Raw genomic sequence first — 15902 nt, forward strand, 5'->3', positions numbered from 1 at the left:
CGCCGCCGCGCGCGCCGCCGCCGACGCCGCGGGCGTGCCGCTCGCGATCAACGCGCGCACCGACACCCTCGCCGGATCGCCCGACGCGTTCGACGAGGCGATCGACCGCGCGAACGCCTACGTCGACGCGGGCGCGACGAGCGTCTTCGTGCTCGGCCTGCGCACCGAGCAGATGGTGGCGGATGCCGTGGCCGCCGTCCGCGCGCCGGTCGCGCTCTTCGCGCACCCGGGCTACATCCCCCTCGCGCGCCTCGCCGAGCTCGGAGTCGGGCGCATCTCGTTCGGCCCGCAGATCCTCGGCCTCACCCTCGCGCACCTCGCGTCGGCGGCCGAGCAGCTCACCGCCCGCGGCGACTACCCGGCCGAGCTCGCGACGCGCTACGAGCTCTAGCCGCGGGAGGACCGAGGAGTGAGCATGCCCTACCCCGACGACGAGGACGACCTCGATCGCGTGCGGCCCGGCTGGGAGCCCGACCCCGAGCGCGAGGGCTACGAGCGCTGGTGGACGGGCGAGCGCTTCCTCGGCGCGCCGCACCGCGAGCCGCAGCCGTTCTCGGCGCTGAGCCCCGACGCCGAGCGGTCGATGCGCCCCGGCCCGAACCGGGACGCTCGCATCGCGCGCGCGGGCATCGTCGTGACCCTCCTGGGGTTCGCCGGGCAGGTCGTCGCGGCGAGCGGTCTCGTGCGGATCCCGGGCGTCGGGTCGAGTGCGGTGATCCTGGGGGCTCTCGTGCTCGCGGCGCTCACCGCGGCCGTGACGGTCGTGGTCGCGGCGCGCGGGCTGCGCCGGGCATCCGCGCTGGGCGGTCGCGCGATCAGCTCGCTCGCTCTCGGCGTCGGCATCGTGCTCGGGCTCGCTCCCGTGCTCCTGCTCGTCGCGATCGGCATCGGCGGCGGCCTGTAGCCCTCCGGCCGCCGAGCCGGCTCAGACTGCGCGCGCCACCCGCACCCGCACGACCGCGGCCGAGCGCGCGGGCAGCGTCAGCACGCCGTCGACGAGCGTCGCGTCGGGCGTCGTCGACAGCTCGAGCGCCGCCTCCGAGCCGACCTCGAACGACGCCTCCTCGCGGATCGCCGCGCACACGCTCACGATGCCGCCGAGCGGCGACTGGATGCCCGCCCCGCGATCGAGGCGGAACACCGCGAGCCCGCCCTCGCCCTCCCCCGCGGCGAGCGTGTGCTCGAAGCGCGGGTCGGTCAGCTCGGGCAGGTGCCTCCGCAGACGGATGAGCGCCCGGTGCAGGGCGAGCAGCCGCGCGTGGCGGGGCTCGTCGACCTCGGCCCACGCGAGCTTCGAGCGCTCGAACGTCGCGGGGTCCTGCGGGTCGGGCACGACCGACTCGTCCCAGCCCATCTTCGTGAACTCGGCGAGCCGGCCCTCCGCGGTCGCGCGGCCGAGCTCGGGCTCGGGGTGCGAGGTGAAGAACTGCCACGGCGTCGACGCACCCCATTCCTCACCCATGAAGAGCATGGGCGTGAACGGCGAGGTGAGGTTGAGCACCGCGGCGACGGCGAGCTCGTCGTCGCCGAGCGACTGCGAGATCCGGTCGCCCGCCGCGCGGTTGCCGATCTGGTCGTGGTCCTGGGCGAACGTGACGAGCCGCCACATCGGCACCTCGGCCGGGATGGGGAAGCCGTGCGGGCGCTCGCGGAACGACGAGTGCGTCCCGTCGTGGAAGAACCCCTTCGTCGAGGTCTTCGGCAGGGCATCCGCCGTCGCGAAGTCGGCGTAGTAGCCGTCGGCCTCGCCCGTGACGGCCGCGTGGATGGCGTGGTGGTGGTCGTCGCTCCACTGCGCGGTGAGGCCGTAGCCCCCGGCCTCGCGCGGCATGATGAGGCGCGGGTCGTTCATGTCGGACTCGGCGATGAGCGTGAGCGGCCGGCCGAGGTGGGCCGATCGCGCGTCGGTCTCCTCCGCCATGGCCTGCAGGATGTGCGTCGGCGACTCGTCGACGAGCGCGTGCACGGCGTCGAGGCGCAGGCCGTCGACGTGGAAGTCCTCGAACCACATGGCGATGTTGTCGAGCACGAAGCGGCGCACCTCGAGGTTGCCGAGGTTGACCGAGTCGCCCCACGTGTTGGCCGAGTGCCGGTGCAGGTACGGGCCGAACTGCGGCAGGTAGTTGCCGCTCGGGCCGAGGTGGTTGTGCACGACGTCCTGGATGACGGCGAGCCCGCGCGTGTGGCATGCGTCGACGAAGCGGCGGTAGCCGGCGGGGCCGCCGTAGCGCTCGTGCACGGCGAACCACGCGACGCCGTCGTAGCCCCAGTTGTGCTCGCCGTTGAAGCCGTTGACCGGCAGCAGCTCGACGAAGTCGACGCCGAGCTCCACGAGGTGGTCGAGCCGCGCGATCGCGCCGTCGAACGTGCCCTCGGGGCTGTAGGTGCCGATGTGCAGCTCGTAGATCACCGCGCCGGCGAGCTGCCGGCCGTGCCAGTTGTCGTCGAGCCAGTCGGAATCGGCGGGGTCGTCGAGCGCGCTGAGCCCGTGCACGCCGTCGGGCTGGCGGCGCGAGCGTGGGTCGGGCAGCGGATGCTCGTCGTCGTCGAGCAGGAATCCGTAGCGATCGTGCGCCTTGAGCGCCCCGATCGCGACCCACCACTCGCCGTCGCGGGTCAGCTCGATGCGCTCCGCGGCTCCCGCGCGCACGCGGTGCAGCGCGACCCGCTCGGCCACGGGCGCCCACACCCGCGCATCGGCTCGTCCGTCAGTCAGCCTGCTCATGACGCGTCATCCTGCTCGACCTCCACGAGGAGGGCAACGGGGTAGCGCTCGAGCACGTCGGCGAGTCTCAGCTCGCCGCCGGCGTACACGCGCCCGGTGAAGGCGTCGAGCACGGGCCTCTGCGGCAGCACGACGATCGTCTCGCCCCAGCCGCCCGCGCGCTCGAGCCCGACGGGCAGGCGCGTCGCGATCGCGACCGCTCCCCCGCGGTCGAAGGCGATGGCGTGCGCGGCCGCGGTGCCGATCGCGGGGAGCGGCGCGTAGCGGGTGAAGAGCTCGGGCCGGTCGCGGCGGACGCGGAGGGCGCGACTCGTGACGAGGAGTTTGGCGGCTCCGTCGGCGTCGATGTCGGGCATCCACCCCGGGGTCGCCGAGGGGTGCTCGCCGTCGACGCGCGCGAGCAGCTCGCGTCGCGCGGCGTAGTCGACGGGGCGGCGGTTGTCGGGGTCGACGAGGCTCGTCTCCCACAGCTCGCTGCCCTGGTAGACGTCGGGGACTCCCGGCGCGGCGATCTGCAGGAGCTTCGCCGCGAGCGCGTTGGACCAGCCGTAGGGGGCGACGGCGTCGACGAACTCCTGCACGAGGTCGCGCAGCTCGCCCTCGGCGAGGACGGCGTCGATCGCGTCGTGCATGCGCGCCTCGAACTCCTCATCGGGCTCGGTCCAGGTCGTCGCGGTGCCCGCCTCGCGCGAGGCCTTCTCGGCGTACGCGTGCGCGCGGTCTGCCGAGATCGGCCAGGCGCCGACGAGCGACTCCCAGAGGATGTTCTCGAAGGGGCCGTCGCCGATGGGCGCGCGCTCGCGCAGCTCGGCGAGCAGCGCATCCCACGCCTCGGGCACCTCGGCGAGCACGTGGATGCGCGCGCGCGTGTCCTCCCCGCGCTTCGTGTCGTGCGTCGAGAGCGCCGTGAGCGAGGCGGGGAAGCTGCCCTGGCGGACGAGCTGCCGGCGGTGGAACTCGTCGACGTCGACCGCGAACTCGGCCGGGTCGGCCCCGACCTCGGTGAGCGATGCGAGGCGCGAGTAGCGGTAGAAGGCCGTGTCCTCCACGCCCTTCGCCATGACCATGCCGCTCGTCTGCTGGAAACGGATGGCCACCGGCTGGGCGGGGTCGGCGAGGAGCGGCGCGAGCGCGTCGAAGGTCGCCTCGAGCTCGGGGCGGGATGCCCGAGCCGCCTCGAGCGCGGCCTCGAGCTGCTCGACCCCGACGGGCAGGTACGAGCGGTAGACGGGGAAGCACGCGAGCAGCTCGGCGAGCGCGTCGGCGGCCTCGGGGACGGCGTGCGGCAGCTCGCGCTCGAGCCGCAGGACCTCGCTGCGCAGGATCGTGTCGGCGATGCGGCGCTTCGTGCGGCGGATGAGCGCGTGCCAGTCGAGCCGCTGCGGCTCGTCGGCGCCGCCCGCGGTCGACTCCTGCAGCTGGTGCGCGGTCGACGTCTCGGCGCGCAGTCGCGCGTCGAGGTCGTCGAGCGCGCCGCGCCCGGCGGGGTCGACGAGCACGCGGTCGATCGTCGCAAGCGCGTCGTAGCCGGTCGTGCCGGCGACCTGCCAGAACGAGGGCAGCTGCTCGTCGCCCTCGAGGATCTTCTCGACCCACACCGGCGCGTGCCCGGTCGCGGTGGCGAGCTCGTCGAGATAGCCGCCCGGGTCGAGGAGGCCGTCGGGGTGGTCGACGCGGATGCCCTGCACGAGCCCCTCGCGCACCCAGCGCACGATCTCGGCGTGCGAGCGCTCGAACACCCACGGCACCTCGACGCGCACGGCGGCGAGCGTGTTGACGGCGAAGAAGCGGCGGTAGTTGAGCTCGGCGTCGGCGCTGCGCCAGTGCACGAGCTCGAAGCGCTGCCGGTCGAGCACCGCGCGCAGCTGCTCGGGCGTCGCCGCGGAGCGGTCGTCGACGTCGTCGGCGCTGCCCGCCGCGAGCGGGTACTCGGTGCCGTAGACGGCGATCGCATCGTCGCGCAGCTCGACGTGACCGTCGGCGATGACCTCCTCGAGCTCGGCTCCGAGCACGGGGATGCGCACCCGATCGCCGCCGAACGCCCAGTCGACGTCGAAGGCCTCCGCCATCTCGCCCTCGCGCCCGTCGCGCAGCAGGCTCCACCACCAGTCGTTCTGCCGGGGGTCGGCGACGCCCATGTGGTTCGGCACGATGTCGACGAGCACGCCGAGGTCGCGCGCGACGGCGGCCGCGGCGGCGCGCTCGAGCGCCTCGGGCCCGCCGCGCTCCTCGTCGACGACGCCGTGGTCGACCACGTCGTACCCGTGCTGCGAGCCGCGCGTCGCCTGCAGCAGCGGCGACAGGTAGAGCCAGTCGGCGCCGAGGAGGCGCACGTAGTCGGCGAGCGCCGCGACCTCGTCGAGCGGGAAGTCGGGGCTCACCTGCAGCCGGTAGGTCGAGCGGGGCAGTTCGGTGCGGCTCATGCGGGCGTCACCGCCGGGGTTCCGATGACCTCGACCGGGGCCGGCGAGAGCGAGAGCGACACGGCGTCGTCGACCGTGTGCTCGGCGGCGATGTGCTCGCGGAGCACCACGAGGCTGATCGCCTCGAGCTGCATCGACGAGCCGGCCTCGATCACCGCGGCGGTGTCGCCGAGGCCGCTCGTGTCGACGAGCCGCTCCCAGCGCGCGCCGTACTCGGCGGGCGGCAGCGTCAGCTCGATCGGCTCGGTGTGGGCCGAGAAGTAGACGAGGAAGTTGACGTCCGTGATGCGCTCGCCCCGGGCATCCCGCCCCCGGATGCCGTGGCCGTTCAGGTAGACGCCGACCGTGCGGCCGAAGCCCGACTCCCAGTCCGACTCGTCCATCGCGGTGCCGTCGGGGCGCAGCCACTCGACGTCGGGCAGCGGGTCGCTCTTGCCGCGGCGGACCGGCCGGCCGTCGAAGTACCGGGTGCGGCGGAATGTGGGATGCTCGCGCCGCAGCCGCGCGAGCGAGCCGACGAACTCGACGAGCGACGTGTCGGCGGTCGCCCAGTCGATCCACGAGAGCTCGTTGTCCTGCGCGTAGACGTTGTTGTTGCCCTGCTGCGTGCGGCCGAGCTCGTCGCCGTGGGCGATCATCGGCACGCCCTGGCTCAGCAGGAGCGTCGCGAGGAAGTTGCGGACCTGCCGGCCGCGCAGCGCGAGGATGATCGGGTCGTCCGTCGGGCCCTCGACGCCGAGGTTGTACGAGCGATTGTGGCTCTCGCCGTCGTTGTTGCTCTCGCCGTTGGCGTCGTTGTGCTTCTCGTTGTACGACACGAGGTCGCGCATCGTGAAGCCGTCGTGCGCGGTGACGAAGTTGATGCTCGCGACCGGGCGGCGGCCGTCCGCCTCGTAGAGGTCGGCCGAGCCGGTGAGCCGGGCGGCGAACTCGCCGAGCGTGCCCTCCTCCCCGCGCCAGAAGTCGCGGACGGTGTCGCGGTACTTGCCGTTCCACTCCGTCCACTGCGGAGGGAAGTTGCCGACCTGGTAGCCGCCGGGCCCGATGTCCCACGGCTCGGCGATGAGCTTGACCTGCGAGACGACCGGATCCTGCTGCACGAGGTCGAAGAAGGCCGAGAGGCGATCGACGTCGTAGAACTCGCGCGCGAGGGTCGCGGCGAGGTCGAACCGGAAGCCGTCGACGTGCATCTCGGTGACCCAGTACCGCAGCGAGTCCATGATGAGCTGCAGCGAGTGCGGGTGGCGCACGTTGAGGCTGTTCCCCGTGCCCGTGTAATCGCGGTAGTACTGCGGCTCGTCGTCCATGAGCCGGTAGTAGGCCGCGTTGTCGATGCCCTTGAGGCTCAGCATCGGGCCCATGTGGTTGCCCTCGGCGGTGTGGTTGTAGACGACGTCGAGGATGACCTCGATGCCCGCGGCGTGGAGCGCGCGCACCATCGACTTGAACTCCTGCACCTGCTGGCCGCGGTCGCCCGCCGACGAGTAGGCGTTGTGCGGGGCGAGGAATCCGATCGTGTTGTAGCCCCAGTAGTTCGCGAGGCCCTGGTCGACGAGGTGCTTGTCCTGCACGAACTGGTGCACGGGCATGAGCTCGATCGCGGTGACGCCGAGGCGACGCAGGTGCTCGATGATCGCGGGGTGCCCGACGGCCGCGTACGTGCCGCGGATCTCCTTCGGGATGTCGGGGTGCGTCTGGGTCAGGCCCTTGACGTGCGCCTCGTAGATGACCGACTGGCCGTAGGGGATGCCCGGGGAGCGGTCGCCCGCCCAGTCGAAGAAGGGATTGATGACGACGCCGAGCATCGCGTGCGGAAGCGAGTCGAGGTCGTTGCGCTCGTCGGGGGCGTCGAAGCGGTAGGGGAAGAGCGATTCGTCCCAGTCGATCTGGCCGTGGACGGCCTTCGCGTACGGGTCGAGGAGGAGCTTGTTCGGGTTCGCGCGGCGCCCGGTCGACGGGTCGTCGACGCCGTGCACCCGATAGCCGTAGAGCTGGCCCGGCTGGACGCTCGGGAGGTAGGCGTGCCACACGAAGGCGTCGACCTCGATGAGCTCGATGCGCTCCTCGACTCGGCGGCCCCCGCGCTTCTCCTCGATCAGGCACAGCTCGACGCGCTCGGCGGCCTCGCTGAAGATCGCGAAATTGGTGCCGTTGCCGTCGAACGTGGCCCCCAGCGGATACGCACTGCCCGGCCATGAATGCATTGTCAAGCCCCCTCCGTTTTCGAGGGTTTCCCTCGATTCTTTGTCCTGCGACGCCTAGCCTGTGCCTCACTATGGGGGCCATCGGATACGTCGTTCACTACTTCGGGAACAGGTACATCGCCGAATCGGAGATGGCCCTGATCTTCCACCGACGCATGCGCGCCCTCATCGAGGCGGGGGAGGGAGAGCTTGTTCCCCTGCGGCACGTCGAGGGTATCGATCTGCTCTGGATCGCGGCGGAGGTTCCCTGCCGCCTCGAAGAGATCACGGTGCCCCCGGGGGCCGACCTCGACAAGGCTCGCGCGCGGTGGGGGCTCCGTTGCCACAAGTCGACGACGGTAGCACCGACGGGGCGGATCAGCGATCCAGTGCCCAGACGATCAACAGGATCGTGACGACGGCCCCCGCGAGGAAGTTCAGCCAGAGGAACCGCTTCCACCCCCGATTGGCGCTCTCGGCATCCTCGTCGCTCACGTTCCACCACTGCGCGGTGCTCACGGCGTAGGGCACCGCGGCGAGCGCCGCGAGCGGGCCCGGCCAGTCGGTGCCGAGCAGCAGCAGCCCCGCGAGCACGTAGCTCACGACCGCGAACCGCACCGTGGTCCGCGCGCCGATGACCGTCGCGATCGACGCGATGCCGCCCTCGCGATCGGCGATGACGTCCTGCACCGCCCCGAACGCGTGGCTCGCGATGCCCCACAGGAAGAAGGCGGCGAGGATGAGCCACAGCTGCGGCGTGAACTCCGCCCCCGCGAGAACGAGACCGTAGACGGCCGGGCTCACGAAGTGGGTGCTCGAGGTGAGCGAGTCGAGGAACGGCTTCTCCTTGAAGCGCAGCCCCTTCGCCGAGTACGCGACGACGGCGAACATGCTGATCGCGAGGACGAGCCACGACAGCGGCCCGCCGAGCGCGACGAGCACGACGAGGAACGGGGCGCACGAGACCGCGGCCGCGATGAGGGTCGTGCGGTGGATGCGCGGGTCGAGCAGCGCGCCCTCGACGCCGCCCTTGCGCGGGTTCCGCAGATCGCTCTCGTAGTCGAAGACGTCGTTGATGCCGTACATCGCGAGGTTGTACGGGATGAGGAAGAAGATCGTGCCGACCCAGAACGCGAGGTCGAGGCGGCCCGTCGTGAGCAGGTACGCGGCGCCGAACGGGAACGCCGTGTTGATCCAGCTCAGCGGGCGCGAGCTCACGAGCAGCTGGCCGAGGGTCCTCACGAGATCTCATCCTGCCGCTGCGGGCGCCGCGCGAGCAGCTCCCACACCGCGGGCAGGAGGACGAGGGCCGCGACCGTGTACGCGAAGTCCTCGATCGGGGCGAGGCCGATCCGCACCCCGCTGATGAGGCTGTCGTCGTACGCGACGAGCCCCGTGCCGATGATGACGTTGTCGAAGATCGCGGTCATCGTGAGCAGGAGGAGGGCGGCGAGCCCGACCGCGCGCCAGCGCGGCGACCGGCGGGCGACGACGGCCGCGATCGCGACGAGGGCGACGACCGCCAGGAAGACGATATTGAGGAGGGTGTAGGTCATCCCGCACCCCCCGCATTCATGCGAGCTGATGCTCGGCGCGAGCCTCGCGCGTCGAGCAGGTCGCCCGCCGCCGCGTAGGCGTTCATCGTCAGATAGCTCAGCAGGGTGAGGAAGAAGACCTCCTCGACCGGCAGCTCGGGGCCGATGAGGAGCCCCGTCATGAACTCGGTCTGCCCGCGGAAGAAGATGCCGAGGGCGATGCCGAAGACGTCCCAGATCAGGAAGAAGAGCACGCCGAGCGGGAGCACGATCCGGGCCCGGCGGGCGTCGCGCCAGAAGAACAGCCGGAAGCGACGGTCGAGCACGACCATGCCCGTGAGCGAGATCGCGAGCGCCGCGAGGTAGCTGAAGCCGATCACGCCGCGGGGGCCGCCGCCGGCCTGCTCGCCTCGAGGGGCTCGGGGAGCGGACCCGTCGAGGTGTCGCCGCGCAGGCGCTTGATGAGCACCTCCGCGCTGATGAGGCACATCGGCAGGCCGATGCCGGGGATCGTCGAGGCGCCCGCGTAGTACAGGCCGCGTACCTTCTTCGACACGTTGCCGGTGCGGAAGAACGCGCTCTGCTTGAGCGTGTGCGCCGGCCCGAGCATGCTCCCGCGCCAGGCGTTGAGGTCGTCGTGGAAGTCGCCGGGGCCGTACGTGCGGCGCAGGACGATGCGGTCGGCCAGATCGGGGGTCTTCGTCCACTCGGCGATCTGGGCGATGATGCGGTCGGCGTAGACCTCGAGCGGGGTGTCGCCGTCGCCGTCGACCTCGCCGCGGCCGAGCGAGAGATCGGCGGGGGCCGGGACGAGCACGAAGAGGTTCTCGTGGCCCTCGGGCGCGACCGAGGGGTCGACGCCGCTCGGCTTGCAGATGTAGAGCGAGGCCGGGTCGGGCAGGCGCGAGTTCTCGCCGAAGATCGCCTCGAAGTTCTCGCGCCAGTCGGCCGCGAACAGCAGCGTGTGGTGCTCGAGGTTCGGGAGCTCGCCCTCGACGCCGAGGTACATGAGCAGGGCGCTCGGGCCGGGATTGCGGTCGCTCCAGTACTGCTCGGGGTACGACTGGAACCGCTCGGGCAGCAGCTGCGTCTCGGTGTGGTGGAGGTCGGCGGCCGAGACGACGATGTCGGCCTCGATGACCTCGCCCGACTCGAGCTCGACGCCGCGCGCGGCGCTCGTCGCCTCGTCGACGAGGATGCGGCCGACCGGGGCGCTCGTGCGGATGGTGACGCCGTGCTGCTCGGCGACCGCGTGGATGCGCTCGATGAGCGTCGTGAAGCCGCCCATCGGGTAGAGCACGCCGTCGGCGAGGTCGAGGTGGCTCATGAGGTGGTACATCGAGGGGGTGTCGAACGGCGAGGAACCGAGGAACACGGCCGGGTAGCCGAGCACCTGACGCAGCCGCAGGTCGTCGAAGCGGTTCGCGACGTACGAGTCGAGGTTCTGCAGGAGCATCCTCACGAGCTTCGGCGCGCGCTTGAGCACGTCGGTCGTGAGGAGCGGGCCGAACGACTCGAAGCTCGTGTAGAGGAACCGCCGCTTGGCCATCTCGTACGTGTCGAAGGCCGAGTCGAGGTAGCGCTCGAGCTCGACGCCCGCGCCCTTCTCGATCGACTCGAAGAGCGCGACGTTCTCCTCGCGCGTCGCCGCGACGTCGGTCCAGTCGTCGTGGCCCTGGGTGATGACGCGGTAGCCCGGGTCGAGCTGCACGAGCTCGAGCTGCTCGGCGGCGCTCGTGCCGAGGAGCTTGAAGAAGTGGTCGAAGACCTCGGGCATGAGGTACCAGCTCGGACCGGTGTCGAAGCGGAACCCGTCGGACTCCCACGAGCCGGCGCGGCCGCCCGTGGCGTCGCGCTTCTCGACGAGCGTGACCTCGTGGCCCTCGCGGGCGAGGAGGGCGGCGCTCGCGAGACCCGCGATGCCGCCGCCGATGACGACGACGCGGCTCACGCGGTCACCGCCGAGGCGCGGGCCGGAGTCGGCTGGGGCAGGCGGCCGGCGAGGACGCTCGCGGCGATGCGCAGCTTCACGGGGTCGGGCACGCGCACGCGGGTGCGCACGAGCTCGTTCGCGGGCGTGCGGCGCAGCCGTGCGGCGAGCTCGGCGAAGAGGCCCTGGGCGAGGGCGACGGCCCGCCGGCTGGAGGCCGGGAGGTCGGGGAGGACGGCGGCGGACATCCGCAGATCGTCGTCGATGTCGTCGAGCAAGCGGTGCTTCTCCTCTTCCGTGAACGAGTCAACGCGGACCCCCGGGAAGTAGCTGCGACCGAGCGTCTCGAAGTCGGCGGAGAGGTCGCGGAGGAAGTTGACCTTCTGGAACGCCGCGCCCAGGGCTCGGGCGCCGCGCACCATGCGGTCATTCTGGCCGCCGCTCACCGGGGCTTCCTGCATGAAGGCTCGGAGGCACATGAGCCCGACGACCTCGGCGGAGCCGTACACGTAGAGGTCGAAGCTCGCCTTGTCGTGCTCGGTGTCGGTGAGGTCCATGCGCATCGAGTGGAAGAACGGCTCGGTGAGCTCGCGCCCGAAGCCGACCTCGCGGGCCGTGCGGGCGAAGGCGTGCACGACGAGGTTCGAGCTGTAGCCGTTCTCCATCGCCTGGTTCGTGTCGGCCTCGAGCTCGTCGAGGTAGCGGCCGGCGGCGGCCTGGTCGAGGCCCGCCTCCGCGACGCCTCCGTCGACGATCTCGTCGGCGACGCGCACGAGCGCGTAGATGTTCTCGACGTGCTGGCGGATGCCCGGCGCCAGCAGGCGGGACGCGAGGCCGAACGACGTCGAGTAGCGGCGGATCACGACGCCCGCGACCTCGTCGGCGGCGCGGTCGTACAGGCTCAAGCGCTTCATCGCACCCTGTTCAGGACGGTCTCGGCGACGGGGTGGAGCTCGTCGCGGAGGGCGGCGGGAATGTGCGGCTCGGCGAGACGCGCGAGGGCGCGCTGCGCGTACCCTCGGGCGAGGTCCTCGGCGAAGGCCTTCGCGCCGCACTGGACGAGCAGCAGGCGCGCCTCGATGGCCTGGGCGTGGGTGAGGTCGGGGTCGCCGATGAGCTCGCGCAGGCGCGCCCACTCGGGCGTCGAGCACGCGAAGGCGATCATGACCGTGCGCTTGCCCTCGCGGAGGTCGCCGATCGTGGTCTTGCCCGTCGACTCCTCCTCGCCGAAGACGCCGAGCACGTCGTCGACGATCTGGTACGCGATGCCGATCTCTCGGCCGAACTCGCCGAGGGTCGAGACGGTCTCCTCGCCCGCTCCGGCGAGGACCGCCCCGGCCTGCAGCGGGGTCTCGAACGAGTAGACGGCGGTCTTGAGGCGCTCCATGGTGAGGATGTCGTCGACGAGCGGCGTCGTCGTCGCCATCGACAGATCGACGTCGATGAGCTCGCCCGCGGCGCTCGCGAACATCGCCTCGTCGAGGATCTCGAGGAGCCGGTCGCGCATCTCGCCCGTGACGCCGCTCTTGTCGATCAGGCGGTAGGCGTTGAAGAGCGCCAGGTCTCCGGCGATGACGGCGGCGGAGACGCCGCGGTGCTCGGCGATCTCGACGCTCGCGCCGCGATCGACGGCGTGGTCGCGGTACGAGCCCGAGATGTTCGGGATGCCCCGCCGGACGAAGTCGCGATCGATCACGTCGTCGTGCACGATGAGCGCGGTGTGCAGGAGCTCGAAGCTCGCGCCGATGTACGCGGCGGCGTCCATGTCGTCGCCGCCGAGTCCGGCGTAGGCGGCCATGACCATGCGGGGCCGGAAGCGCTTGCCGCCCTGCGTGTTGCGCTCGAGCAGACCCCAGAGCTGCTCGTACGGGGCACCCAGGGGCGTCGCCCGCTTCTTGGATAGGCTGAAGAAGCGCTCCAGAACAGCGTCGACCAGGGCACCGCGCTCCGCGGCCACCGCCACCCCGTCGTGTCGATCCACCCCAGCAGACTAGCGGCACCCATGACCGTAATCCCCGAGAGCGTCGTCCTCCTCGCCGAGGACGGCAGCCCCGTCGGCACCGCCCCCAAGGCGACCGTGCACACCGACGACACCCCCCTCCACCTCGCATTCTCGTGCCACGTGTTCGACGAGCGCGGACGAGTGCTCGTCACCCGCCGCGCGCTCGGCAAGGCGACGTGGCCGGGCGTGTGGACGAACAGCTTCTGCGGCCACCCCGGCCCCGACGAGGACTTCGCCGAGGCCATCGCGCGCCGCGCCGAGCGCGAGCTCGGGCTCACGGTGCGCTCGGTGCGCAGCGCGCTCCCCGACTTCCGCTACCGAGCCGTCGACGCCTCGGGCATCGTCGAGAACGAGATCTGCCCCGTCTTCACCGCGATCGCCGAGGGCGACCCCGCGCCGGCGGACGACGAGGTCGCCGAGTGGGCGTGGGTCGAGCCGGAGGCTCTGCGCTCCGCCGTGAGCGCGACGCCGTTCGCGTACAGCCCCTGGCTCGGCTGGCAGCTCGCGGCCTGGCAGGGCGACTACCGGGCGCCGTAGCGCCCCCGGCATCGCGGCTCGCGCCGCGCGTCAGGCGTGGCCGATGCTGACGGTGTCGTCCTCGTCGACGGCGGCAGGGGCATCCGCCCCGATCGCATCGCGATCCCACGGCAGGGAGACGCGGGCCGTCGTGCCCGACTCGCCGTCCGAGTGGAGCTCGACGCGACCGGCGAGTCGCTTCTCGACGAGCGAGCGCACGATCGGCAGGCCGAGGCCGGTGCCCGGGACGTCGCGGTGCTCGGCGTCGGAGACGCGGTAGAAGCGATCCCAGACCTGCTCGAGCACGGCGGGCGGGATGCCGGGGCCGTGATCGGTGATCGTGATGACGACGCCCTCGGCGCTCGGGTCGACGTCGACCTCGACCTCGCCGCCGTCGGGCGTGAACTTCACCGCGTTCGACAGGAGGTTCGCGAGCACGCGCGTGAGGTCCTGCGGCACCGAGCGGATCGGGAGCGCATCGACCGGGGACGCGACGCGCAGCCGCACGGAGCGCCCCACGGCGAGACCCTCGGCGTCCTGCGCGCAGTGGCGGGTCAGGGCGATGACGTCGAACGGGACGGCCGGTCGCGACACGGCCTCCGACGAGCTCAGCTTGCCGAGCTCGAGGACGTCCTCGATGACGTCGGCCAGTCGGCGGGCGTTGCGGGCGATGACCTCGGTCGCGACCCGCTCGGCGGGCTTCAGATCGGCGCCGTCGAGGTCTTCGACGAAGCCCAGGATGCTCGTGACGGGAGTGCGGAGCTCGTGGCTCACCGACGCGATGAAGTCGTCCTTCTGACGGTTCAGATCGCGCATCTGGTCGGCCGCCGCGATCGCGCGGCGCTCGCGCTCACCGCGGGTCGTCACGTCGGTGAAGACGATCGTCATGACGGTCGCGCCGCCCGCGCCGTCGTGGAGGCCGAGATCGACGTCGAAGCGGCGGCCCTCGCGATCGAGCTCGAGACGCGCGACCTCGCGCCGCCGGATGGCGTCGTCGAGCTCCGTCACGCCGAACACGGGCTGGCCGCGCGAGATGCGCAGGCCGACGACGCCCCACGTGGGCGGCATCGTCTCGCGGCCGAGCGCGCCGAGCGCGGTCGGGTTCACGCCGACGACGCGCAGGCGGTCGCCGTCGAGGATCTCGGCGATGAGGATGCCCGTCTCGGAGTTGACGATGCCGCCGCGCAGGAGCGCCTCACGCGCGCCGAGCTGCGTGACGACGTTCGCCCAGTCGTTGCGGGCTGCGGAGACGAAGAGCGCGGCGCACGCGTGGACGACGAGGAAGAGCTGCAGGAGCACGGCCTCGAGCCGCGGGTCGGAGGCGACGTAGCTGCCGATCGCGCCGCCACCCATCCCGGCAAGGGTCGTGGCGAGGACTGCCACGACGAGCAGCTCGACCGCGACGACGGTGATCGGGAGCCGGAACGCCGCCCACAGGAGGGCGACGAGCGGGACGAACGCGAGCGGCAGGGTGTTGCCCGGCCAGAAGACGAGCGAGACGATCACGACGAGGACGGTCAGCTGCACGATGACCTCGAACCGCCGCACCCCGCGCGCGAGGCGACGGCTGACGAGAGCGACGGGCGCGACGACGAGCATGGCCGAGCCATGCGAGGAGAGGAGGGCGAACGCCGAGGTCAGGAAGTCGGCGTCGGCAGCGATCGCCGCGGTCAGCCCCCCGAGGATTCCCATCACGAGAGCCCCGAGTACGACCGCGATGATGAAGCGAGTCACATCCCTCAGGCTGTCGAGACGCGCCTCCGGCCCGCCCCGCGAGGCGAACTGCGCGACGACGTACGCCTCGGCCGCATTGGCGATCCCGTAGCCGAGGGTCAGCCCGAACTCGCGGCCGAGGAGCGCGTTGGCGGCGAACGCCGCGACGAAGATGCCCGCGGTCACCACGAGACGGGAGCCGCGCGAGGCGAGCACGGCGATGACCGCGACGCCCGCCGCGGGCCACCACGGGGCGATCGGAGAGCCTTCGACGTGCATCGCCACGCTGAGCCAGCCGATGAGGCCCGTCATCACGACGAGCGCCGTGATCCCGGCGCGGCGGATGCCCGGAGTGGCGTACCAGAGCTGGGTCGCGATGCCCGCTTGACCCATGGGGGTGCTCCTCTCGCGACGCGGCACCCGAAAGATCGAATCCCTGTCACTCGTGAGACTAGAGTCTGATGACCGGAGAGGGGAATCGTGTCGCGAATCCTGATCGTCGAAGATGAGCCCGACGTGCTGCTGCTGCTCGAGAATCGAGTGCGCGGTGCGGGCCACGACGTCCAGAGCGCGAGCGACGGCGAGCGCGGCCTCGAGCTCGCCCTCGCCGAGAACCCGGACCTCATCATCCTCGACTGGATGATGCCCAAGCTCGACGGCATCGAGGTGCTCGAGCGCCTCCGGGCCGACGAGGTCGGCGGCGGCATCAAGGTGCTCATGCTCACCGCCCGCTCGCAGCAGAACGACGTCGACCGCGCGTTCGCCGCCGGCGCGAACGACTACATCGTGAAGCCGTTCAGCTCGCGCGAGCTCGTCGAGCGCATCGCGACGCTGCTCGAGGCCGCCGCGTAGGTCGAGGGTCCGGCGCGGCGCGA

General features: G+C 71.7%; 15 protein-coding genes. 5 read left to right on the forward strand and 10 right to left on the reverse strand.

The features are described from left to right. Both Q7T15_RS01535 and Q7T15_RS01540 read left to right on the forward strand, forming a co-directional pair. Positions 1-391: isocitrate lyase/phosphoenolpyruvate mutase family protein (locus tag Q7T15_RS01535; protein ID WP_304692576.1), on the forward strand; the 391-nt coding region annotated here is incomplete at its 5' end. Between the two features lie 24 nt (positions 392-415). Continuing rightward, the gene (locus Q7T15_RS01540; protein WP_304692578.1) at positions 416-904 is read left to right on the forward strand and encodes a hypothetical protein; all 489 of its coding nucleotides are present in this window, start codon (positions 416-418) and stop codon (positions 902-904) included. Between the two features lie 21 nt (positions 905-925). On the opposite strand, the gene treZ is transcribed toward Q7T15_RS01540, so the two are convergent. The 3 genes from treZ to glgX are packed head-to-tail and all read right to left on the reverse strand — an operon-like array spanning position 926 to position 7352. Then, on the reverse strand, positions 926-2725 hold the full coding sequence (gene treZ / locus Q7T15_RS01545; protein WP_304692580.1) for a malto-oligosyltrehalose trehalohydrolase: 1800 nt from the start codon (positions 2723-2725) through the stop codon (positions 926-928). Beyond that, on the reverse strand, positions 2722-5148 hold the full coding sequence (gene treY, locus Q7T15_RS01550) for a malto-oligosyltrehalose synthase (protein ID WP_304692582.1): 2427 nt from the start codon (positions 5146-5148) through the stop codon (positions 2722-2724). Before treY ends, treZ begins: the two co-directional genes overlap by 4 nt. Next, positions 5145-7352: a glycogen debranching protein GlgX gene (gene glgX / locus Q7T15_RS01555; RefSeq protein WP_304692584.1), complete on the reverse strand. Its 2208-nt coding sequence runs from the start codon at positions 7350-7352 to the stop codon at positions 5145-5147. Before glgX ends, treY begins: the two co-directional genes overlap by 4 nt. A gap of 71 nt (positions 7353-7423) precedes the next feature. Here glgX and Q7T15_RS01560 point away from each other — a divergent pair, with 71 nt between their 5' ends. Then, positions 7424-7747, forward strand: a complete 324-nt coding sequence (locus Q7T15_RS01560; RefSeq protein WP_304692586.1) for a hypothetical protein — start codon at positions 7424-7426, stop codon at positions 7745-7747. Here the strand turns inward: Q7T15_RS01560 and Q7T15_RS01565 are convergent. From Q7T15_RS01565 to Q7T15_RS01590, 6 genes are read right to left on the reverse strand one after another with little or no spacing between them, the layout of a single operon-like run. Then, complete coding sequence (locus tag Q7T15_RS01565; protein ID WP_304692588.1) at positions 7710-8573, reverse strand: prenyltransferase; 864 nt, start codon at positions 8571-8573, stop codon at positions 7710-7712. The two genes, Q7T15_RS01560 and Q7T15_RS01565, sit on opposite strands and share 38 nt — an antisense overlap. Continuing rightward, on the reverse strand, positions 8570-8887 hold the full coding sequence (locus tag Q7T15_RS01570; RefSeq protein ID WP_304692590.1) for a lycopene cyclase domain-containing protein: 318 nt from the start codon (positions 8885-8887) through the stop codon (positions 8570-8572). The genes Q7T15_RS01565 and Q7T15_RS01570 overlap by 4 nt, the downstream gene beginning before the upstream one ends. Then, positions 8884-9246, reverse strand: a complete 363-nt coding sequence (locus Q7T15_RS01575) for a lycopene cyclase domain-containing protein (protein WP_370689075.1) — start codon at positions 9244-9246, stop codon at positions 8884-8886. Before Q7T15_RS01575 ends, Q7T15_RS01570 begins: the two co-directional genes overlap by 4 nt. Then, positions 9243-10817: a phytoene desaturase family protein gene (gene crtI, locus Q7T15_RS01580; RefSeq protein ID WP_304692593.1), complete on the reverse strand. Its 1575-nt coding sequence runs from the start codon at positions 10815-10817 to the stop codon at positions 9243-9245. The genes Q7T15_RS01575 and crtI overlap by 4 nt, the downstream gene beginning before the upstream one ends. Then, positions 10814-11710 (reverse strand): squalene/phytoene synthase family protein, encoded by an 897-nt coding sequence (locus tag Q7T15_RS01585; RefSeq protein WP_304692595.1) that lies wholly within the window; start codon positions 11708-11710, stop codon positions 10814-10816. Before Q7T15_RS01585 ends, crtI begins: the two co-directional genes overlap by 4 nt. Then, on the reverse strand, positions 11707-12777 hold the full coding sequence (locus Q7T15_RS01590) for a polyprenyl synthetase family protein (protein ID WP_304692597.1): 1071 nt from the start codon (positions 12775-12777) through the stop codon (positions 11707-11709). Before Q7T15_RS01590 ends, Q7T15_RS01585 begins: the two co-directional genes overlap by 4 nt. A gap of 21 nt (positions 12778-12798) precedes the next feature. On the opposite strand from Q7T15_RS01590, the gene idi reads away from it, so the two are divergent. Further along, entirely contained in the window at positions 12799-13335 is a 537-nt protein-coding gene (gene idi / locus Q7T15_RS01595) for an isopentenyl-diphosphate Delta-isomerase (RefSeq protein WP_304692599.1), read from the forward strand. 30 nt (positions 13336-13365) lie between these two features. Here idi and Q7T15_RS01600 read toward each other — a convergent pair whose 3' ends face one another. Then, entirely contained in the window at positions 13366-15420 is a 2055-nt protein-coding gene (locus Q7T15_RS01600) for an ATP-binding protein (protein WP_304692601.1), read from the reverse strand. Positions 15421-15507: 87 nt separating this feature from the next. Here Q7T15_RS01600 and Q7T15_RS01605 point away from each other — a divergent pair, with 87 nt between their 5' ends. Continuing rightward, positions 15508-15879: a response regulator transcription factor gene (locus tag Q7T15_RS01605; RefSeq protein WP_304692603.1), complete on the forward strand. Its 372-nt coding sequence runs from the start codon at positions 15508-15510 to the stop codon at positions 15877-15879. The last annotated feature ends 23 nt before the right edge of the window (positions 15880-15902 follow it).

The organism is Microcella sp., from assembly GCF_030645145.1.
Classification (GTDB): Bacteria; Actinomycetota; Actinomycetes; order Actinomycetales; family Microbacteriaceae; genus Microcella.

What these genes read in the sequence shown, in the direction of transcription:
- treY (WP_304692582.1), bottom strand. Translation starts at nt 5,148, where the DNA reads ATGAGCCGCACCGAACTGCCCCGCTCGACCTACCGGCTGCAGGTGAGC.
- Q7T15_RS01570 (WP_304692590.1), bottom strand. Translation starts at nt 8,887, where the DNA reads ATGACCTACACCCTCCTCAATATCGTCTTCCTGGCGGTCGTCGCCCTC.
- Q7T15_RS01540 (WP_304692578.1), top strand. Translation starts at nt 416, where the DNA reads ATGCCCTACCCCGACGACGAGGACGACCTCGATCGCGTGCGGCCCGGC.
- glgX (WP_304692584.1), bottom strand. Translation starts at nt 7,352, where the DNA reads ATGCATTCATGGCCGGGCAGTGCGTATCCGCTGGGGGCCACGTTCGAC.
- Q7T15_RS01600 (WP_304692601.1), bottom strand. Translation starts at nt 15,420, where the DNA reads ATGGGTCAAGCGGGCATCGCGACCCAGCTCTGGTACGCCACTCCGGGC.
- Q7T15_RS01560 (WP_304692586.1), top strand. Translation starts at nt 7,424, where the DNA reads ATGGGGGCCATCGGATACGTCGTTCACTACTTCGGGAACAGGTACATC.
- treZ (WP_304692580.1), bottom strand. Translation starts at nt 2,725, where the DNA reads ATGAGCAGGCTGACTGACGGACGAGCCGATGCGCGGGTGTGGGCGCCC.
- idi (WP_304692599.1), top strand. Translation starts at nt 12,799, where the DNA reads ATGACCGTAATCCCCGAGAGCGTCGTCCTCCTCGCCGAGGACGGCAGC.
- Q7T15_RS01585 (WP_304692595.1), bottom strand. Translation starts at nt 11,710, where the DNA reads ATGAAGCGCTTGAGCCTGTACGACCGCGCCGCCGACGAGGTCGCGGGC.